The sequence below is a fragment of the Psychrobacter maritimus genome (genome assembly GCF_029953575.1).
In the GTDB taxonomy this organism is placed as follows: Bacteria; Pseudomonadota; Gammaproteobacteria; order Pseudomonadales; family Moraxellaceae; genus Psychrobacter; species Psychrobacter maritimus.
Window position 1 is genome coordinate 2525632 of sequence record NZ_CP124526.1, and the last position, 21856, is coordinate 2547487.

At 43.1% G+C, this 21856-nt stretch carries 16 protein-coding genes and 3 tRNA genes; 3 read left to right on the forward strand and 16 right to left on the reverse strand.

Annotated features, from left to right (window positions below):
- The first annotated feature begins 140 nt into the window (after positions 1–140).
- The 3 genes from mutS to QJS82_RS10740 all read left to right on the forward strand — a co-directional run bounded on the left by mutS (position 141) and on the right by QJS82_RS10740 (position 4369).
- The gene (gene mutS, locus QJS82_RS10730) at positions 141–3209 is read left to right on the forward strand and encodes a DNA mismatch repair protein MutS (RefSeq protein WP_281490469.1); all 3069 of its coding nucleotides are present in this window, start codon (positions 141–143) and stop codon (positions 3207–3209) included.
- Positions 3210–3301: 92 nt separating this feature from the next.
- Positions 3302–3625 (forward strand): ferredoxin FdxA, encoded by a 324-nt coding sequence (fdxA, locus tag QJS82_RS10735; RefSeq protein ID WP_149492489.1) that lies wholly within the window; start codon positions 3302–3304, stop codon positions 3623–3625.
- 207 nt (positions 3626–3832) lie between these two features.
- The gene (locus QJS82_RS10740) at positions 3833–4369 is read left to right on the forward strand and encodes an REP-associated tyrosine transposase (RefSeq protein WP_281490470.1); all 537 of its coding nucleotides are present in this window, start codon (positions 3833–3835) and stop codon (positions 4367–4369) included.
- Positions 4370–4600: 231 nt separating this feature from the next.
- Here QJS82_RS10740 and QJS82_RS10745 read toward each other — a convergent pair whose 3' ends face one another.
- The 16 genes from QJS82_RS10745 to QJS82_RS10820 form a co-directional block, all read right to left on the reverse strand.
- A complete protein-coding gene (locus QJS82_RS10745; RefSeq protein ID WP_281490471.1) occupies positions 4601–4720 on the reverse strand; it encodes a prepilin-type N-terminal cleavage/methylation domain-containing protein in 120 nt (39 codons plus the stop codon).
- A gap of 80 nt (positions 4721–4800) precedes the next feature.
- Entirely contained in the window at positions 4801–5748 is a 948-nt protein-coding gene (locus QJS82_RS10750) for an IS256 family transposase, variant Zn-binding type (RefSeq protein ID WP_438656714.1), read from the reverse strand.
- Between the two features lie 46 nt (positions 5749–5794).
- A complete protein-coding gene (locus QJS82_RS10755; RefSeq protein ID WP_281490473.1) occupies positions 5795–5941 on the reverse strand; it encodes a hypothetical protein in 147 nt (48 codons plus the stop codon).
- Between the two features lie 27 nt (positions 5942–5968).
- Positions 5969–7408, reverse strand: coding sequence for a phospholipase A (locus tag QJS82_RS10760; RefSeq protein WP_281490474.1), 1440 nt, complete (start codon positions 7406–7408; stop codon positions 5969–5971).
- A 378-nt stretch (positions 7409–7786) separates the two neighbouring features.
- Complete coding sequence (gene dsbD, locus QJS82_RS10765; RefSeq protein WP_281490475.1) at positions 7787–9991, reverse strand: protein-disulfide reductase DsbD; 2205 nt, start codon at positions 9989–9991, stop codon at positions 7787–7789.
- Positions 9992–10094: 103 nt separating this feature from the next.
- On the reverse strand, positions 10095–10652 hold the full coding sequence (locus tag QJS82_RS10770) for a protein-disulfide reductase DsbD domain-containing protein (RefSeq protein WP_281490476.1): 558 nt from the start codon (positions 10650–10652) through the stop codon (positions 10095–10097).
- 291 nt (positions 10653–10943) lie between these two features.
- Positions 10944–11387, reverse strand: a complete 444-nt coding sequence (gene gspG, locus QJS82_RS10775; protein ID WP_281491715.1) for a type II secretion system major pseudopilin GspG — start codon at positions 11385–11387, stop codon at positions 10944–10946.
- 241 nt (positions 11388–11628) lie between these two features.
- The gene (locus QJS82_RS10780; protein ID WP_281490477.1) at positions 11629–12936 is read right to left on the reverse strand and encodes an RNA-guided endonuclease InsQ/TnpB family protein; all 1308 of its coding nucleotides are present in this window, start codon (positions 12934–12936) and stop codon (positions 11629–11631) included.
- 493 nt (positions 12937–13429) lie between these two features.
- The gene (gene gspF / locus QJS82_RS10785) at positions 13430–14632 is read right to left on the reverse strand and encodes a type II secretion system inner membrane protein GspF (RefSeq protein WP_281490478.1); all 1203 of its coding nucleotides are present in this window, start codon (positions 14630–14632) and stop codon (positions 13430–13432) included.
- Positions 14633–14711: 79 nt separating this feature from the next.
- A complete protein-coding gene (locus QJS82_RS10790) occupies positions 14712–15836 on the reverse strand; it encodes a hypothetical protein (RefSeq protein WP_281490479.1) in 1125 nt (374 codons plus the stop codon).
- Between the two features lie 397 nt (positions 15837–16233).
- A complete protein-coding gene (locus QJS82_RS10795) occupies positions 16234–17175 on the reverse strand; it encodes an AraC family transcriptional regulator (protein ID WP_281490480.1) in 942 nt (313 codons plus the stop codon).
- Positions 17176–17811: 636 nt separating this feature from the next.
- Positions 17812–17887 (reverse strand) — tRNA-His (locus QJS82_RS10800).
- Positions 17888–17925: 38 nt separating this feature from the next.
- Positions 17926–18002 (reverse strand) — tRNA-Arg (locus QJS82_RS10805).
- A 93-nt stretch (positions 18003–18095) separates the two neighbouring features.
- Positions 18096–18172: transfer RNA gene (locus QJS82_RS10810), tRNA-Pro, on the reverse strand.
- Positions 18173–18418: 246 nt separating this feature from the next.
- The gene (locus QJS82_RS10815; protein ID WP_281490481.1) at positions 18419–20029 is read right to left on the reverse strand and encodes an McrC family protein; all 1611 of its coding nucleotides are present in this window, start codon (positions 20027–20029) and stop codon (positions 18419–18421) included.
- An 18-nt stretch (positions 20030–20047) separates the two neighbouring features.
- Positions 20048–21493: an McrB family protein gene (locus QJS82_RS10820; protein WP_281490482.1), complete on the reverse strand. Its 1446-nt coding sequence runs from the start codon at positions 21491–21493 to the stop codon at positions 20048–20050.
- Positions 21494–21856: the final 363 nt, after the last annotated feature.

Genomic DNA, 21856 nt, shown 5'->3' on the forward strand with positions numbered 1-21856 from the left:
GCGCTTATAGTCTTAATCTTTCAAGCTTTTCCCTACTCCCTTTAACGTAATAATTTACTAACCCTCAGCCGTTATTTATTCTTATAAAAACCAGCATTTCACCCCACGTAAACCCATTTAAGCATCATAAGAGATCCTGCATGACCGTTAAGCCGTCCGCTCAAAACCCTCATTTAGCTGAACCGTTAGTCATAGGTGATGCCGTTTATCACTTGGCAGACCATACGCCGATGATGGTGCAATATCTAACCATGAAAGCCAACTATCCACAAGCGCTGCTGCTGTACCGGATGGGTGATTTTTATGAGTTATTTTTTGATGATGCCAAACGCGCGGCGCAGATACTCGATATCACGCTCACTCGCCGTGGTACGGATAAAGCCGGCAATACCATTGCGATGGCAGGCGTCCCCTTTCATGCGGCTGATAGCTATATGGCACGGCTCATTGCGGCTGGGCAAACGGTAGTGGTCTGTGAACAAATTGACGAATCGGCAAACACTACATTCAATGCTCCTACGATGGGCGATAAGCAAAAGAAAGATAAAAGTAAATCGGCAGCTGGCACTATCATGCGCCGTGAAGTAGTTAAAACCCTGACCGCTGGTACGATTACTGATGATGCCTTAATTGCGCCCAACCACACCCCGACTGTCGTTGCCATTGATATTGAAACTCCTAAATCTAACAGTAAACAACCTGTGCAAGCAGCTATTAGCCAAATGGATTTAGCCGCTGGCACGTTGACCACGCAAACACTTAGTGCTAGCTATAATAATAGCCATGATGATATTAAAGCTTTACAAGCCCAAATGCTCACGGTGCTGGCACGCTTTGCGCCGAGTGAATGTATTATTAGCGAAGCTCTTAGCAACAGTTTTGACAGTAGTGGTAGTAATGGCGAAGATTGGCTACTATGGCTACGGCAAAATCTTGATTGCCCTATTATTGAAGTTGCGGCTAATGACTTTCATCGTGAGCATGCCAGCGAGACGCTTTGCCAGCAGTTTGACGTCCAACGCCTCGATGGGCTTGGTATTAGTGACGCGCCACTTGCCCAATCTAGCTGTGCCGCCCTAATCCACTACGCACGGCAAACCCAGCAACGTCATGTACCACAAGTTAATCAGCTTATCGTTGAATATAATGATGACTATTTAATTATCGATGCCAATAGTCAGCAGAATCTAGAGCTATTTTCGCCCGTTAGTAGCAACGGTACATCATTAATATCAGTGCTTAATCATTGTCAAACGCCAATGGGACGCCGCTTACTTATGCAGCAAATGAAACGTCCCTTGCGTCAGCATGCACGTATTAATCTGCGTTTAGATGCAATCACTAGCCTTTTGCTGACAGATAATCAATCTGACGAAAATAAGCAGGTTAATGAAAATTTAGAAAAACATTCATTGGTCATCAGTTTACGTGAAACCTTAAATGCTATCGGTGATATTGAGCGTATTAGTAGCCGTATCGGGCTGATGAGTGCCAAGCCGCGTGACTTGCGTAAATTGGCTGATGGTATTGCTAGTAGCACCCAGCTTAATACTTTACTGATAAATGCAGGTATTAGCCATGAGCAGGCAGGATTGCTGCCAATGCTGATGCAACAATTGCCTGCACAGCTACCTGCCGTACAGTCCGTCGCCGAGCTAATCGAGCGCGCTATTATCGTAGAGCCACCAGCGCATATCCGTGACGGCGGTATGCTTGCGGCAGGCTACGATGCAGAGTTTGATCGTCTTACCCATCTGCATGACAATATCCAAGTAACCTTGGATGAGATGGTAGAGCGTGCGCGTCAGGACAGCCAGTTGCCCAGCCTAAAAGTAGGCTTTAATAAAGTCAGCGGCTTTTATTTTGAATTGCCCAAAATGCAGGCGAAGAATGCACCGGCGCATTTTATCCGTCGGCAAACACTTAAAAGTAGCGAGCGCTTTATTACTGATGAGCTAAAAGAAGTCGAGACCGAATATCTAAGCGCACAGACATTAGCATTAACTCGTGAAAAGCAGCTATATCACGAACTATTGACCATATTAAGTAGTCATCTAGCCGAACTGCAACAGCTAAGTGCTGCTATCGCACAAATAGATGTCCTTAGCAATTGGGCACAGCTTGCCATAATTTATAATTGGCAACGACCAGTCATGAGTAACGACTCAAAAAATGACAGTTATGCAAAAATTGATAGCCAAACTAGTATTGATATCAAAGCAGGCCGCCATGTCGTCGTTGAAGCGGCGTTAAATCCTGTTCATACTCATCATAATATCCCTGCGAAACATAGCAGCCATTTCGTTGCCAATGATTGTGCGCTTGGCAGCGAAGCAAATCCTGAGCGATTATTAATGATTACCGGTCCTAATATGGGCGGTAAATCTACCTATATGCGCCAAACGGCATTGATTGTTTTACTCGCCCATTATGGCAGCTTTGTGCCAGCAGCGCGCGCTCATATTGGCGATATCGATCGCATTTTTACTCGTATTGGCTCGGCTGATGATTTGGCGGGTGGCAAATCAACCTTTATGGTTGAGATGATTGAAACCGCTAATATTCTCAATCAAGCAACCAATAAATCATTGGTGCTGATGGATGAAGTCGGACGCGGAACGGCAACTACTGACGGATTGGCGATTGCACACGCTTGCGTCAATCGACTGGTCGAGATTGGCTGCCTGACGTTATTTGCCACCCATTATTTTGAGCTGACAAAATTGGCGCAAAATAACACAGAAAAAAATATAGAAAATAATGCAAGCAATCATGCCAATATTCGCAATGTCCATGTCGCTGCTAGCGAAGTCGATGGTCAATTATTACTACTGCACCAAATCAAAGATGGTGCAGCAAGTTCTAGCTTTGGGTTACATGTGGCAAAAATGGCGGGGATTCCTACTCAGGTATTAAATGACGCTAAGCGTTATTTGATAGATAACTTAAAAGCGGAAAACGGAAAAATCATTGATGACAAAAATGAATTAACTAAGTCGTTAAACGATAAACAGCAGCAAAATCATGAGAGTAAACTAGAAGGTGTAAGTATCAGTAATACTACTCAAACTCAAAAACCAGGTCATAATCCACAACAAAATCATTTGTTTAGCTTACAAGACGAGCTAAGCGCGATCAACCCTGATAACCTAACGCCAAAGCAGGCGCATGACTTACTTTATCATCTAAAGGAAATCATTAGTCATTAAAGGGAATTGTCAATTAGTGGTAAAAGCGCTAAAATGTGCCTTATTTTTAATCTATTCTATTTTGCCCAATCCAATAACAGGTAGACAGTACTATGACCTTTGTCGTTACAGAGAACTGCATTCTTTGCAAATACACCGACTGTGTGGAAGTCTGTCCTGTAGACTGCTTTTATGAAGGACCGAACTTTCTCGTCATCGACCCTGATGAGTGCATCGACTGCGCGCTATGCGAGCCTGAATGTCCTGCTAATGCCATCTTCTCAGAAGATGAGGTGCCAAAAGGGCAAGAGGTATTTACCCAGCTAAACGAAGAGTTGGCGCAAAAGTGGCCAAACATTACTGAGATGAAAGGACAATTGCCAGAAGCTGAAAAGTGGGATGGCGTGGAAGGTAAAATTCAGTATTTAGAGAAGTAGATAACAACTGATACTTTGGATACTATGTAGGCTGGGCTTTTGGCTCAGCCTCTTTATTTATAACCTAACTCCCATTCGTATCTCGTAGGCTGTGGCTTTAGCCCAGCATGGTAACTTTGCATGATTTGAGCTGGGCTAAAAAGCCCAGCCTACGCTTAAGCTGCAGCCTACCTACGCCCATCACCTCGTCTATACACTGATTGCCTTATGAGCAACTATATTCGTGACAAAACCCAAGGCGGTTGTTACTTTTTGACCTTTAATCTACTGGATAGAGAGTCGTCACTCTTATTGACTCATATTAACAAGTTTCGTGATGCCTACGCTAAAACCATTCAACACCACCAATTCAAATTAGACGCGATGGTCGTCCTTCCTGACCACGTCCATATCATGATTACTTTGCCACCAAATTCTGATAATTACGCTGTCATAGTGGCGAGTATCAAAAGCCAATTCTCTAGGCAAATCAATAAAACCGAAGCCATTACTCTCTCACGACAAGCAAAAAGAGAGCGTGGTATTTGGCAACGACGATTTTGGGAACATCGTATTCGAGATAACGCTGACTATCGGCAACATATGGATTATATTCATCATAATCCTGTTAAGCATAGCTACGTCACCAATCCTCAAAACTGGCAATATTCCACATTGCATAAATTGATTAAAAAAGGCGTGTATCCCGCTGATTGGGGAACGGATGAGAATGATAAAAGTATCAACATTCGATATGATGTGTAAGCTAATATATTAGCTTACCTTTATAGGATTTGTAGGCTGGGCTATGCTTGGCTTTTTATTAAATTTAATCGTTTAATCGGTGTAGGCTAGGCATTTTGCCCAGCATATTAACCTTGCAAATATTTGATGCAAAAAATTTTGAATAATTTTAAACACAAAAAGCCAAACGTGATGTTTGGCTTTTTGATATGAAACGAGAGTCTTTGTAGGCTGCGGCTTTAGCCCTGTCTTTTAACCTTGCAGAGTTTTAGCTGGGCTAAAAGCCCAGCCTACGCTTGCTACTACCAGCATAATCTCTATTAAGGTAAAGCCTGATTGCAAGGGTAATGGACGATTTTGAATAATGCTCATAGCATTTTTAGTTAATTAGGTGTAATGGACAAAATTCATGCTAAAAAGTAGAAGGTAGTCGCTAATGGACATAATTCATGCTATTTGAGAGACTTTGATCCTAAAAAGTCTTTAATAAACCGCAACTTACGCTGCTCACTTAGACCGTGATGACTGTGTAATTGTCGCTTTAACTCACTGAATAACCCTTCAAGAGAATTGGTGGTATTTGGTATGTCTAAGTGCTCATATTCTTGATAAGTGAATAGCCAATCGCTATTGGTTCTGAGGCTGCGATAAGCACTTCTAAGACGTTTGTGAGTGTACCAACTTCTACCAGTATCTTCATTGGTACTACGCTCACTCAGATAGTTTTCATGAGTTAACAACCAATAATCTAAGTGCTCTATGAAGTCAGCTTTATTAAGCTGTGTTAAGTTTAAAGTGAGCCGTCTAAGCTCAATACTTGCGATATTCTTAGGTCGACGAGTGAGGTAACGAGTCACTATTTGCACCTGATGAAACTGGCACATCTGGCAAGGAGTGTGGGTAAATAACGTACGCAGTCCTCGTCTACCATCACAGGTAATGCTTTGTATATCAACGCCTAACGATGCTAGATGATCAATTCCTTGTTTGTAGGCACTGTTGGTTTCATGACTGACTATCGCGTAGTAAAGAACGGCTTTAGTGGTATTGTCCATAAAAACCATTAAACCGAACTTACGACCGAAGTAAGTGGTATCCATGATGATGTTAGCAGTATTCGGTCGCTTAACTTGATACTGGGTACTGACTTTGTCTAAACGTCTTTGAATGGTTTTAAGACTACAATGGTATTTGTCAGCCAGTTGTTGGTAGGTCTGTTTTCCTTGGGTGTATTCAGTCCAAAGGGTCTGGTTATTGAGTCTTTTGCCACCTAAAAACTGCCGTCTGCAAGCGAGACATTGATACTGTTGTTTGCCTAGCTTGCGTCCATTCTTCTTGGTGTGTTTATCATGACAAAAAGGGCAGTTTTTTGATTCATGGCTTTGATTCCTTGCAAATATAGACAGTATATAGCGTTAGACCCTACGCCAGCATGAATTTTGTCCATTACACCTTATTTGGCGGACTTGGTGAGGAATAATTTTGTAGGTGTTGTGATTGCGGCGTACTGCGATAAATACGGCATAACTGGCAGCGTATGTCTCCATACTCTGCCAGCCATAGTCCGCTTTGATAAGGCGCTAAATGGCGCATCGGACGATGCCTATAGGCGCGCTTATATTAGAAACCTTTCCAGTCATTAAGCATGATACCAAAACCAATAGAGGTGTTTTCATGATTATAATCAATAATGGACTCGCCATAACCTTGGAATAGCTGTACATAGGCATTGACGTTTTTGCTTAATGGATAGACATAATCGACTTGCGCCGCGCCTTTATTGGTGCTTGGGTTATAGCGCAAGGTACCGCTGATACTCTGTTGCGCAGGCAAGTCATATAAGAATTTGATATCGCCATAACCCATGTAATCTTCAATATCTGGATTGTCTTCACTGCTAGAGCTCTCGTTATTAACGCGAGCCCATAGACGCGGTATAACCGACAGCTTGCCCCACTCTGCCCCTGCCATGAGATACGCACGATTCCACGAGCGTGATAATGGCTCATCTTGCCCGTTAGAGTGGTGGATTGCCCCAGCGCCCAACATGCGTAGACGGCCACCAAAAGGCAGGTCGGCTGACACTGGCTGAGTCAAAAATATCTCAGGCTGATAGTCGGTCGCGCGAAATGGTCGCGAGTTGTCCTCATTATAAACTTGCCAATGCGACTCTTGGGTATAACCAAACCATAAATCCGCACTGGTATCGAACAAATCTTCCATGACTTTGGTCTTTAAAGACAGCTGGAACTTTAGCTCAGTGTTGCGCGTGTCATTGGACGTTAAAGGCTTTGCAGGTCGAGACGGTGTATTTGGGCCTAAATTGGGATCAAAGGTATAAAATAGCGGTAGTATATAGGTCGGTCGGTACGGTCTAGCCGTCCACTTCCCGCGCTCACTGTTTTTATCCAAATCATAAGATAAACTTAGTGGGGTGAATTTTTCGATGTCCGTTTGGGTGACCCCCACGCTTTCTAATACCTCCGCTTCCCTTTGCGTCAGTCCAACGGTGTCTAAAGTTTCTGTGTCCGCAGGCTGACTGTCTGCTGCCGCATTGCCATTCGTCATGACGGTGCTATTTTCTTCTACAAGGACAACTTGTGGATTACCGGCAAGCGTGCTTTGAAAGGTTTTTGCCAAATCTACTGGCTGCTTAGTGGTGGTATAGCTTGGCTTTCTGCCTTCTTCCGCCACTTTATCAAAACAGGCCAAACGGGCAGCACTGGTCTGAACTTGGGTACATTCATAAAACAATCGTGCTTGCTGAGCGACGAAATCTTTGCTTATCACTTTATCGCTTTGCGCGGCAGCATTTGGATTTACGACGCGCTTATTGACACTTTTTGAGGACTTATCCACTTCAGCTTCAAATGCGATATCCTCTACAGGCAAATCCTCATAAATTTCACCGCCATTTGCCGCATGGCCTTGCAGCGTAAAACAAGTAAGCGCCATACCGACCGCTATCGTTAAATAGCGTTTAGGCATCTGAGTATTGGTGTATTTTCGCGCTTTAATAAAGGGCAAAGAGGTGCGCTGCGGAGTAATATGGGAAAGCATAAGTGTCCTTTATCTAACTGACACCATCGTCAGCAGAGTATATGAGATAATTAATATAGCCATTAGCGTTAACGCTAAAATAGAATAAAAACTAAAAGAAAATCAATAAATTGGGACATAAAAGGCAGCCATCACGTAAGGTAATGCTCCTGCGGCAATGTTGCTTTATTGTAATGAAAATATGTGTACTATACTAGCGTTATCGCTGCATTATACCAGTATAAATAATAAGCTAAATGAGAATAAGTGCCGCGAAACCAAGACTTTAGCGCATAAACTAAACACGCTATTTAATAAAAGTAAAAAAGCCAACGCCCTATTATTAAAGGACGTTGGCTTTTTTCTATTAAGAATAAAGAAAGATTTATCTAAATGGCGTTATTGGTTTAGTGCCGTTAAGGTTTGTTCAAACTCTGAGCGACCAATTTCACCGACTTGCTGATTGGTCAATTGACCATCTTGATAATACAACAATGCTGGCGGACCAAATAATTTATAACGCGCTAAGATAGCTTTAGAATCGGCTGTAGTCTCTGTGATATCAAGTCGCACCAACTGCCAGTCTTGCATCTGCGCTGGACGATTATGAAATAAATTCTTATCCATAATCCGGCATTCAACACACCAGTCAGCGGTCAAATCGACAATAACTTTGGGGTTGGCGGCGATAATCGTATCGAGCTCGGCAAGGGTGGTGATATGTTCGTCTGTCGCGTTATTATTGACCATTGGCTGACCTGCAGTCGTTTGCATCATCGGCGCGGCGCTCAATGACGCCAGCGGATGTAAGCTATCATCATTGCCCAATGCGGCACCAATGATTAAACAAGCTGCCCAAATACCGGCAATCAATCCTAGCGCTTGGGTCAGCATACGACCTTTACCCAACCAGCTCCACGCCCACATTGCCACGACCATAAACCATAGTGCCCATACCATCAGCATCACAGGCGAAATAAAGACACGCTCAATTAATAACAGTGCAACGGCAAAAAGCAATAAAGCAAAACCTTGCTTAACCCAGTTCATCCACTCGCCAGCTTTGGGCATGATTTTACCTTGGGTCGCACCGATTAAGATAAGCGGTGCTGATAAACCAAAACCCAGCATAAATAAGGCGGCAAACCCAAGTAGCGGGCTACCAATCGTCGATACCGCAAGTAGCGCACCAAATAATGGCGCAGAAACACACGGCGATACCACTAAAGCGGATAAGAAACCGGCGATTAAACTACCGCCTGTACTACCAAGCTTGCTATCCCCCGCTTGGCTTAAGCCTTGCATTTTACGGCTAATAAAACTTGGCAGACGGATGCTAAACACACCTAGCATATATAACGCCAGTAGCACAAAGACAATGGCAAAGCTAATCAAGATAATAGGGTTTTGCAGCCAACCAATAATACCTAAGGATTCGCCAAACACAGCGATAACCGCACCCAAAATACCATAAGCCGTTGCCACACCAATAGCATAACTGCTGGTCAAAATAACACCGCGTTTCACCGTTGGGTTATCTTCGCGAGCAACGATATTGGCGACAATCGGTAGCATCGGCAATACGCATGGTGTCAATGCCAAGCCTAACCCTGCCAAAAATAATAATACTAATGCCAACCACGGATGAGAAGCCAAACCAAAAGGATCGCTATCGACCGCATTATTGCCAGTTACTGTATTTTTGTCTGTTGCAGCAGCATTATTTATTGCAGCGCCATTATTTGTAGGCTCACTTGTGACGTTGCCACCTACCACCTGTTCATCTGCACCAGAAATGGTATTGCTAGCACCAAGCTCTGCCTCTAAAGCCTCATCATCTAGCAAGGCATAATCAATCACTTCATCATCTGACGGGTTTTGCTCTACAGCAGCATTATTAGCCTCAGTTGCACTTGTAGATAACTGAGCACTGTCTGCAACGCTATCATTCGTTGCAGAATTTGTAGCGGAAGTACTGGCGCTATTTGCGGCAGAATTTGGCGTTACGGCAGCAATATTCACCGTGGTGTTGATTTTTTCAGGTGGATAGCATAGTCCTGCTTTGGCGCAGCCCTGCCAACCAATCGTCACAGCAGCATTATCCAAGCTCTTGCCATTACTATTGGTCAAAATGGTAGTGGCAACCATATTGGTTTGATCAAATACCGGTACGCGCCCAAAAGTTGGATCATCGATTGAAATTGGCTTTTGGCTAAAGGTAAAAGGTGCAGCAGTAACACCCGCTGGCAGGGTCAGTTTAATCTGGTCTTTATAAACATAATGCTCAGGCGTGATGTCAAAATTAATCGCTAAGCGCGTGCCATTATTGGCAGGTTTGCTACTAGTGCTGACCTGAAAAGCTTGATCAACTGACAAAAACTTCGGTTGGGCAGCGCTTTTATCACCGAATAAATCACCCAGTCCTGCCGCTTGCGTTGACATGGAGGTCGCGCTCACTCCAATAGCAACTAGCGCAGTCAGTCCCGTCGGTAAAAGCCCGGTAAATAACGAGCCACTGGCGATAGTAAATGCTAAGAGATACGACTTTTTGGAAGCACGAATCGTTGCTCGCGATGAAGTTTTTTCTGCTGTCTTAATGGACATGAAACGCTACCTATTGATGACTAATATGCTATGTATTACCTATGCTTACTATGCTTAAATTGAAGCGCTATCTACTTCCGTGATTATTTGCTTACGGGATTATTTATTTACGTACCGTAGCAATATTTACCGTGGTTTTGATTTTCTCTGGCGGATAGCATAGCCCCGCCTTGGAGCAGCCTTGCCAGCCAATGATAACCGGTACATTTTTGGCGCCTTTGCCATTATTGGTGGTCAGCGTGGTGGTTGCGACCATATTTTTTTGCGTAAAGACAGGTACTTTACCAAAGGTTGGATCATCAATAGACACTGGCGACTGACTGAAGCTAAACGGCGCGGCACTGATACCCTTAGGAAAACTGACAGTAAGTTTGTCTTTATAAACGTAATGCCCGGGCGTGATATCAAAAGTAATTGATAACTGCGTACCTTTAGAGGTCGCTTTGGTTACACTGCCCACTTGAAAGGCTTTATCAACCGGCAAAAACTTCGATTGCGCCGCATTATTATTGCCAAACAGCTCACCCAGTCCTGCTGCTTGCGCGCTCATCGACGTCATTGATAATCCTGTCAGCAATGAGCTGCTCATAAGAGCAAGTGCCAGTAAGCGAGATTTTCGAGAAACGCATTTATTAATAACAGTTGCTGTTTTTATAGACATAAATAATTACCTTTGATGACGGACTTTCATGATCGCTTGTTATAACCGCTTGCAATAAGCGCTGATTAAACTCTAACTGTTTTGGCGATAGTATGAACATCAAAGCATACAGTAATGATATTGCTGCTTAGAATCTGTACTGATACTTATTTTAGTTTTAATAAAAAATATCAACCAATAAAGCCCTTTATTGGTTGATATTTAGAGAGTATTAATACGGTCTTAACCTATAAAAACTCAATTATTAGCGAATAACTGACGGCTTATTTCTAATAATGCTTCAGGCTAGCCTTATAGCTGAGCATAAATATCCGCATCCTGCCCTTCACCGCCCTGCTGCCCATCTGCACCCAACGAAAATAGATCATAAGGTCGGCCTTCACTACCCGGCGCTACATACTGCATCTCATTTTCCCAACCATCGGTCGGATAGCCACCTTTTATATAACCACCATCAGGATAGTTTTTCGCATCGGCGGGCGGTGTGGTCAGCGCTTCTAAACCTTGGGCCGTAGTTGGATAACGCGAATTATCAACCTTGTACATATCAAGGGCATTGGATACCGTAGCAAGCGCCGTTTCAGTGGTTTTGACACGAGCTTTATCACTTTGCCCGACCACTTTTGGCACCACCAAACCTGCAAGGATAGCCAAAATCACAATCACCACCATAATCTCAATGAGGGTAAATCCAGACTGGCTATTACGCATTGACTGATGGCCGCGCACCGTCATTTTGCTATCGTCATTCACGATAGCGTCAGGTTTTTGAGCGTTATTAATAACAGTCTGCGGCATCATATTTACTTGGTTTTCTTTAGTCATAATCATCGCTTTTATCGTCACAGTTATATAAGTGGTCAGGAGCGCTCAGGTAATATTAGCGTGGTCTTAATGAATATTGAATCGATTATCACTTTGACATACTCCCCCACTTTCGCCAAGCTCAAGCGGGGGATTCTAAAAGCGTTAGCGCTTAGGCGACTTTCTCACGAATGTCACAAGTTTTCTGCTTCATCGGGCGACCTTTACCGCATCCTCCCTCCACAGACAACACGGCATGTCCTGCCGCAAGAATATTTTTAGCTGCATTCATATCAGCATTTGCTTTATGCCCGCATTTGACGCACTCAAATTTAGCCTGAGTTTGTCGATTCTCTTTGGCGATATGCTTGCATTCAAAGCAGGTTTGGCTGGTGTAGCGTGGGTTTACTTTAATGAGCACCCCGCCTTGCCAGTGCTGCTTGTACTCAAGCATATCAATCATCATGCCCCAGCCTTGATCCAAAATGGATTTATTTAATCTTGACTTGGCTTTGACATTACGCCCTTTGTTTTCTAGCGTACCGCTTGCAGATTTCGACATATTGGCTACTTTTAAGTCCTCACAAGCAATCATGGCGTGGTTTTTGCTGATTGTGGTGGTGATTTTATGCAAGTAGTCATGGCGGATATTGGCAATATGATGGTGTAATTTTTGAATCTTACGGTTCTGCTTTTTCCAGTTTTGACTGAATAAGACTTTTCTACTTAATTGGCGCTGTAATGCGGCCAGTTTAATTTGATTGGCTTTAAAGCTGTTTTTGGGTTTGATGTGCTGACCTTCTGAGGTGGTAATGAGTTTAGTGATGCCCAAATCAATACCTATGGCGCTTGTAGAGGGGTGAATTGGGTTTTGATCCAGTTCTCGCTCACACCCAAAAGACACGTACCAGTGCCCTGATTTCTTGCTAATAGTGATGTTTTTAATGGTGCCGATGATGTCTTGTGATTTTCTAAACTTCACAAAGCCAATACCGCTAGGTAGTTTGATGCGGTTGCCTTCAATACGGCAATACTTATCAAACTGAACAAGCCTGATTGAGTCGCAGCCATCGGATTTACGTTTAAATCTTGGCATCAGTTGTCGTAGTTGAATCTCTGTGCCATCGCTTAGCTTAAAGAACTTGGGTTTTCGGAGCTTCTTTTTATTTTCTTTGAGCCTAGCATGAACTTTAGGGTCGAAAAATCGTGACCAAGCCGATGCCAAGTCACGAATCTTTTGCTGTAAGGACACCGCATTTGATTGAGATTTCAAAAAAGAAAAATCAGGATTGTTCTTTAGATCCATGATTTTATTAACCAAGTTGGTGGCATTAATAAATTCATTTTTGGCAAACATCTCAAATGAGATCGCTAGCATTTGATTCCAAACAAAGCGTGCAGAGCCGACAAGATTATTTAGAATAATCTGTTGCTCTACATTAGGCTCAAGCCTAAATTGATACGCTTTGTTGATTTTCATGGAATAGTCTTGGCGAGTTTATTAATACAATAATACTTAATAAGCATACCAAATTCACGGTCAGGATGTGTAAATAAACAGTAACAATGAGGCGAAATTCACCTCCACCCTAATGTCGGATGGAGTCCTCTTTCGCGGTTTGATAGACCATGATTTTATTTTTATCCAGCGCTGCGATTAGATTATCCTCACGGTTACTGATTTTGTCAATGTAAACCTGAAAAAAGCGGCAAATCTCATATGAGCAGATAATAAATAATATAAAACCTTTAGAATACAAAGTGAAAGTCAAAGCGGATTGACGCTAGCTACTATAACCCAATGCCTAAGCGGACTGAAGTATATAGCCCGCCTCTTCAACAATGTACAACAGTGAGCAAAGCTTAAGAAAGCTAGCGCAGGATTTAGTAAGGTAGATAAAAGGAAAGTTTAAGTCGGATAAAAGTAAATCAAGTAATTTCAAGCGATTTAGATATATAAGAAACAGGGTTTACTAGCCTGCCAAATCATTCATATTCACAATCGGCAGCATCACCGCCATCACAATAATCATCACTACCACGCCCATGAGTACTAGCATTAACGGCTCAAGTAACGACAGTAAGGTGCTGATAAAATTGGTCGCTTCCGCTTCTTGCATATTAGCCGCGCGGCTGAGCATGTTTTCAAGCTCGCCTGAATTTTCACCACTTTTAATCATTTGCACCATCATCGGTGGAAAGTAGCTGGACTTGTCTAATTGACTCGATAAGCTTGAGCCTTCTGTCACCCTATCAGCTGCGGTGATAATGGTTTTTTGAATGTGTAAGTTAGTGGTGACCGCCGCGCCAATATGTAATGCTTCGATTAGCGGCACACCCGAGCGCACCAATATCGCAAGCGTACTGGCAAAGCGCGCTGCATTAAGCCCTTTTGATAAGCGCGCCAATATCGGTAGTCTGAGCACAATACTGTCTATGGCTAATTTACCCGCTTGCGTTTGGGCAAAGCGATAAAACAAAAACGCTGCCCCTGCCAATACCAAAAGCATCAACCACCACCACTGGGTAATGATATTCGATAAGCTCAGGACAATTTGGGTAATCAGCGGTAGCGCTTGCTCAGATTGCTCAAATACTTTGACAATTTTTGGCACCACAAAGCTCATCAAGCCCATAATCACCCCGACTGCCATTACCATCAGCACAATCGGATAGACCATCGCCCCTTGGATTTTCTTTTGTAGGGCAAAACGGTTTTCGGTGTAATCTGCCAATTGATTAAGAATTAAATCTAAGTGGCCAGATTTTTCCCCTGCCGCAATGGTGGCGATATATAGTGGCGGAAAACTGGCGGCTTGTTGCAATGCACGCGCTAAGCTTAAACCTTCTAGCACATGCGAGCGCACCGCAAGCATAAGTGATTTTATGTGAGTTTTTGGCGATTGTTTGGCGACCGCAGCAAGCGTTTCCTCTAAAGGAATACCGGCGGCAAGTAATACTGATAATTGACGGGTTAGCAATGCCAACTCATAAGCCGATGGTTTTTTATAGCGATTTTTATTTTGACTTTGTCGGTCATTGACGGCTGTGACTTCAACTGGCGTCCATTGTTTATCACGCAGTTGCTGGCGCACTTGCCGCGCAGAATCGCCTTCAAGTAAGCCTTTTTGGACACTGCCATGGTCGTCTAACGCTTTATAATGATAAGCGGGCATAGCAGCGAATATCCTAAGGTGGTCAGTTAAAAAGGGTGATAAATCGACGTTTTAACGTAAATGACAGAGGGTTAATAATTTAGAAAAGCGGCGTAGAATCACTGCTATCGGGCATTAAACCTTGTAATAATAAAACATCTAAATGCTGTTGTTGCAGCTTTTTATCAAAATCATTGACCTCAGCTATCAGCATTCGCTCGATACGCTTGTCACTGGCAAAGACGCTCAACCTTGCACAAATAACTGCAAGCTGGTAAATACGCTTTTTGCAATAACCATCCAAACCTTGTAGCAGCCGCACCATATGCGGCGTCTCTAAACTGGCGTATTCATAGTCACTCACAACCTGCGGACCAAGCGCTGTAACCCCATAACTGATAGACAAATGGGCGCAGAAGTAACAGCTAAATAAGTAACCAACCACATGACCAATATAATAGCCACGGTCATAAGTAAAGCTGCTGACCCCAAAGTGCCCAAGAACATAACTGTTTAAACTGCCTTGATCTAGAATAGGCTTGCCATGTTTGAGCTTACCGATGGTAGCAAAGCGTAGTGGATTGTGCCCATCTTGCGTCGTTAGCTGCCAACCGGCGGGCTGCTGCGCGGGCATATGACGCACAATATCTTCGATAATATCATCAACCACATGCAGCTGCTGCCATAGGCGCTCTAGCCCATCGGTATCCATCAGACCACGTTTATCCAGCTGCTGCGCCAGTAAATATTGCTGATATTCTGCAAACTGTGTTTTTAGCGTTTGCACCAAATAAGTAGGACGGGTCGCGGCAGACGCCATATAAAGTTGGCGCGTGCGCTCATGCTGCGCACGATAAAGCGCCACTCGCTGAGCGGCGACATTGGTCTCTGTGTTGGCAGTACTTAGGGTTTGATGGGCAGGTAGTTGGTTAGTAGATATTTGATTAGCAGGTATTTCGTTGTCACTATTTATACCAGCTTGTTCAAGCGGTAATTGTTTAGATGCTGATTTTTCAGCTGCTAGATTTTCGCCTGATAATTCGTCAGAGTTATGCTCAGCATTTGGCAAAGTAAATAATGCCAATAATGCCGCTTTATCAAGCGCAGCCGTCACTTGACCTTTTTGCTTATTTTTTACCGTTCGCTGACTGTTTTTTACCTTACTTTTAACGTCTTTTTGATTAACGCTTTTTTGATTAACGTCGTCTGTATGATTAGTAGGCATAGTAGCGCCTTGAGAATCATTTAAGGTTACGGTTGGTTTAGCGGTCGGTTCAGTCATAAAATACCATCAGCTGCAAAAAATCAACATTGCCCAAGTCATATTAGCTATCACCATCGCCTGGCTGTCATACCATGAGATTGAGATATTACCTGCTAAGAAATCAACGCATCAGCGCGCATCAGTACATCTTGTCTTGGGCAACTCATGATTCTATAGTACCTGAACCTCAGTACATTGTCAGCTGTCCATCACCGAAATACTAGGCATCAAACTCAGTGATAAAGGGTCTGTTAAGCAGTAAAAACATCCAACCAATAATGAGTATTGAATAAAAAAAGCGCTCAGGCAAATAAATAGCCTGAGCGCTTTTTAAAGATGCACGACAGTTAAGAGCTGACTAAGCAAGCGTTTGCTGCTGATACTGCTGGCGATAGGCTTTTGGCGAGACACCATAAACACGCTTAAAGGCTTGGCTAAAGGTCGAATCTGAAGCATAACCGACCAATTCACTGATACGGCTAATACTATTTTGCTGCAATCGCAAATAACGGGCGGCTAAGCGCAGGCGATAATCCATCAAATAGGTCAATGGCGGTATGCCGACCACTTCTTTAAAACGCTGCGCAAAGCTTGAGCGTGACATTCCTGCCACCTCAGCGAGCTTGTGAATCGTCCAATTTTTGCTTGGAGACTCATGCATCGCTACCAGCGCTTTGGTCAAAAACGGGTCTTTCATGGCGATGAGCCAATTATCAGTCGCTTCAGGTAGACTTTCAATATATACCCGCAGGCATTCAATCATCATAATACTTGCCCAATGATTGATGACCGCAGCTTTGCCCATACGCTCGTGTTCAGTCTCTAACGTCAGCAGCCGAATCTCGACATCAATGACTTCAAACCGACCATCAGCTTCCTTGCTAATTTCAGGCAATATCGCTGGCAAGACGGACAATAAAGGCCGAATCATCGCCTTATCGTACTTACATTCAATCAGTATCAGCGATGAATTGGGCTCACCGTCAGCCTCACCCTGAAGATCCAGTGTATCCTTTTGACAATTTGCCAATGACTCATCTAACGATGCAGCATTACCACCATGATGATTTAGCGCGTAACTGACATGCTTATGGGCACTTGGAACCATAATCATATCACCGGCATGCACTTCTCGTGGGCCATTGCCAACATCGATAGCAAAACCACCCGACATCACCAAATAAAATAAAATCGTATCCTGTCTTGTGATTGAATAAGACCAATGACCAGCGCCATTTAAACGATAATATTTCGTTTCGAATAAATGCACATTTTGTAGCAACACACTCAGTGCGTCCATCCATCACTTCCTCAGTAATATGTACGTAATAGCCATCACATTTAAAAAAAGAGACAAAGCGCTTATCACTGCAAAATCTCTTAAAGTATTCAAGGTGCAATTTTTATTTGTTATAAGAGATTCACATTAAAACCGATACAGTGCGATTGGGATAAATTTTTCCTAGCCGCTGTGATAGCAGCAAGCAAGGAAGATTTATACCCGTCGCATCGCCCATCACTATTAACGTATCAATTTTATTTTGAACTAACGATAAAATTTTTATGTTTGATAAAGTCGAAGCAAAAAACGTCTAAAAACACCTAGAAACATCAAGCATATAATTTGATTTGCTAGCCGGATTTAAGAAGAGCTATCAAACATTTATTTGACAACCCTAGCAAGTCAGCAAAAACATCTATCATAAGAAAAAAAGCGAAAAAAGGCTAGCAGGCGCTTAGATAATTAAATGCCTAGGAAGTTTATAACTGATAAGAATTAAAACAGCAGGATAGTTTGCATGGCATCATAACTTAGAGAGCATGGAGAGCATGCATAAATATTAAACAGACAGGCACGAAAAAATGCCAGTAATGGCAAATAGAGTTATTTTAATATTTTTTGAAGGTAGTGAGGAAGGTAATGCAGAATAAAATATGGGGCGACTGATGGGACTCGAACCCACGACAACCGAGATCACAACCCGGGGCTCTACCAACTGAGCTACAACCGCCATAACTGTTGCCAAAAAGGCAAGATTGACAGGCTAAATGGTGCGCCTGGCAGGATTCGAACCTGCGGCCACCTCCTTAGAAGGGAGATGCTCTATCCAACTGAGCTACAGGCGCTCTTAGAGGACTTTTATATATCTTGGTAAGTTTAGCATAGCAGAAACTAAACCATTATACATAAAAAAAAGCCTGTAAGGCTCTTTAAATAGATGGTCGGAGTGATAGGATTCGAACCTACGACCCTCTGGTCCCAAACCAGATGCGCTACCAAACTGCGCCACACTCCGAAATTTTCTATTATCACGATAGTTTGTTGTTTAACTTATTGTCGGTAATACCGCTAACTTGTTAATGTTACTTGCTATCGAGGTGCACATATTAAGGGTTAAAGCCGGTTGTGTCAACACTTATTTTTGATTATTTTCAAAGAATCGTTAAACTCTTTTAAAAATCTTAAATCTTCATGTAAATAGCGCTGACGCAATGTTGATTTTATCAACCATAATACATACTGTCGTTTTCGACAGCGCTCATTATACTACATTTACGTCTGGAAGCAAGCTACCATTTATCTTTCCAGTAATAACATTAAAAGGAATAAGCCATAATCGAGCGGGATTTGACTGCCGGTCAGGTGTTTTACTGCGGTCTGTACTCTCACCTTTATTATAAGCTTGTTGTCTAAGCTCGACGGGTTGCCTGATATCATCTTGCACCGGATAAACCAGCCATACTTGCTCTGCGTGGTAAGCCTGCGCATAACTGGTCAACTGATAAGCGTCATTGGCGCTAATCGCACCGGCATGCGCTAGATACTTCCATTTCATATCAATCACGTGGCTATAGCTACCTAAGCTATAATCATCTGCGCTCTCGCTCTCACTGACTTCTATATCATCCTGATTTTTCTTCTGACCTAAATTGAAATAAGCACCTTTGTCAGCAGCTGCTTTATATATCAATAAATCGGGACGAATAGACAGACATGCCTGCCCTTCTGCATCGTTTAGCCAGACGCTTTGTGTTTGAAATAAGGGCTTATAAGCCGAATTGAATTGCTGAAACATTGTCGCTATGCGCTGGCTTGCCCATTGCTCAAACGCTTGATTCATATCAATCAATAAACATAAGCGTGGTTGAGAGGGATTGAGAGCGGCTGATGGATTCGGATCAATACCATTACCGGTGTGAGCGTCAGATTGTTGCAAGAGCCAATAAGCCAAATCTAGTAACTGCTGCGCCGCTTGTAATTGCTGCCGAGATAAAGGCTGCAACGCTAACTGGCGTTTTGCTTGCTGATATAACAGCTCAAGCCGCTGCAGCTCATAGCAACTTAGCACTGCTACTTCTACTTGCTTCCATAACTGCAATGATGGCAGTAACATCGATGCTAAAAATAGCGGTGCAAGTAAGACCAGCGCACTTTTAATCAAGCGATTACTAAGCATCTCTTGGCTTAGCACACTGCTCTCACAGACAAATTTATGCGGCTGCATGCTGTTATGGCGCAGCTGTTCTTTAATAAGCAAGCGACCTTGTAGCGCTGCTTGGTTATGAATTTGTGCCTGATAATGCTTGGTCGGTCGATAGTGAGATAAACGCTGTAAAAACTGTGCAATCAGCCAGTCTGATAATGGCAGTGCTGTGAGTGGTAGCGCGGCTAACTGATTGCTAAATTGACCTAAGTTTTTTGTATTAGGGAGCTTGCTTTTAGATTGGCTGTTATTGGTTAAGTCAGCCAACATATCCTGCACCCATTGGCGCGTCTGATTAATAGCGCTAGATTTGGCTGAATCATATGGCTGCTGCTGATCATGCTTGCTAGACGTTTTTGCCATCAACTTGGGCAATATCTCAAGTGTCATACCACTTGGCAATAAAATAATACCAATATAATGGCCAACCTTTAGCTGCCACTGTCCTTGCTGGCGTTTAATGCTAAAAACAGCATATTCTTGCGCCATTAACCAGTGAAAATCCGCTACGTGTACAAAATCACGCGCCGTTAAACGTTGGTGTTCAAACACCGTGATGATATGAGTATCAGTCATAGTTGCATTGACGCTATTAGTACTATTAGCGCTATTAGCACCATTAGCGATGCTACCTATTGCTTTGCCCTCAGGCTGTAATACTCTACTCATCACTAGCTAGCAACCTTGTTAATATAAACGCTGATAAACAAACGGCTTTGTAAACTCAGCGCTGTTATCTAATAAATCTGCATTAGTTTTATAACTGCCACTGCTTATAGACTGACCGAGAAAGGACTGATGTCCTGCAAATAGTTGACTTGGACTATTTGGATTAACCGAATTATTTGCATCATTATTGATGAGCGCTTGGCTATCTTGTATAAACTGCGCGCTCAGCGGCTGCTGCTCATCTTGAAAGATATATTGCAAAATAGTCACTTGTCCACCCGCGGCTTGCGCCAATTGCGGAATGATTTGTTCAATAAGTGCCGTTTGCAATTGCTCAAGACTATCTACCGACCATAAAAATGCATGACCTAATTGCGCCTCTGCCCCAAGCGTTTGCGCGATGCGATTATTTAAACCCGTTAAGAGTTTCGCTAAATCGATGGTTTCTGTTGGATAAAGGGTTTCTAAATTAACTGCTTCTAAGTCTTGATTGATATAAAGAATAGGCAATAATTCAGGCTGCGGCGGGCAATCAATAAAGCGAAAGCGCCTTCGTAATGCCATATCAAGCGGCGCTAATGAATGGTCTTGGCTGTTCATGGTGGCATAAATATCAACGTTGGCAGGAACACTAAAGGTTCGCCCTGAATAAGCCAGATTGACCGTCATCGCGTTTGTCATGCCGGCACGTTTGTCTGGCTCAATCAAACTTAACAGCTCGCCAAAGACGCGTGAAACGTTAGCCCGATTGATCTCATCAATCAGCATCGCATAACGTTGATCAGGGTCATTGGCAGCGCGTTGGCACAATTTTAAGAATGCGCCGTCTTGAATGGCATAACTCATTTGCGACGAACTATTCGTTGCAGGACTGGTCGCCGCCATCACCGGGCGGATACCTTCGACAAATTCCTCATAACCATAAGCCTGATGGAAGCTGACCATACTAAAACGCTGTTGGCGAAACTCTTGATTTTGGCTGTTATTCTCGCGCTGCGCCTGCTGAAACTCGGCTAATTGCTGCGCTAAATCGCTTAACAAATCCATGCTTTCTGGGAGCAGATACCATGCGCCGCTATTATCTTTATCAAAATAGGCTTGGCTGGCTCGATTTTTATAACTCACCGTTTGTGAGCTAGCAGGCGTATGCATTTGTAGCACAGACCAAGCGGTATTGCTTAAGTTTTTCTCGCGCGCATTTTGCGCCGCCTTGCTAACAAAAAACTCATGATTGACAATTTCTGGTACCTTGACTAAGTCCTGTCTTTTGGACTTAAAATCCAAAAATATTAAACAAACGACATCACGCCAGCTTAATTCCTGCAGCAGCTGTCCCAATAAATCCTTGTCATTTATCCTTGGCAGATAATCGGTATATTGCTGCGCGATTTGTAGCAAGCGATAGGTTTTACCCGTACCAGCGACGCCGGTATAAATGATATTAGTCGGTTTTTGAGGAGACATATCCGGCACAGCCTTATCCAGTATTAAAAAATTACGGCAACGATACCTCGGCATTTCAGCCACGTGAAAGTCTAGCTATTATAACGTAGCTCTTTTGCATTAAATGACCTAACATTCAGCGATGCTGTTTTTCAGTCGTACTATTTTTAGCAACCTTACTGTTAGCGATGTTATTGCTAATATTTATTGCGAACATTTAAGGTATCGTTACGTTAGTCATATTTTATAAGCGCAGTAGTTCATGTTAATAATAGTAGCGATACGGCACTTAATGTACCATAGTTAGAAATTTACTAAGTTAGAAATGCGCCAGCGTTAAAATAGCTGCTAGGATAAAGCTGGTTACTTTTCTCATTTAGCGCT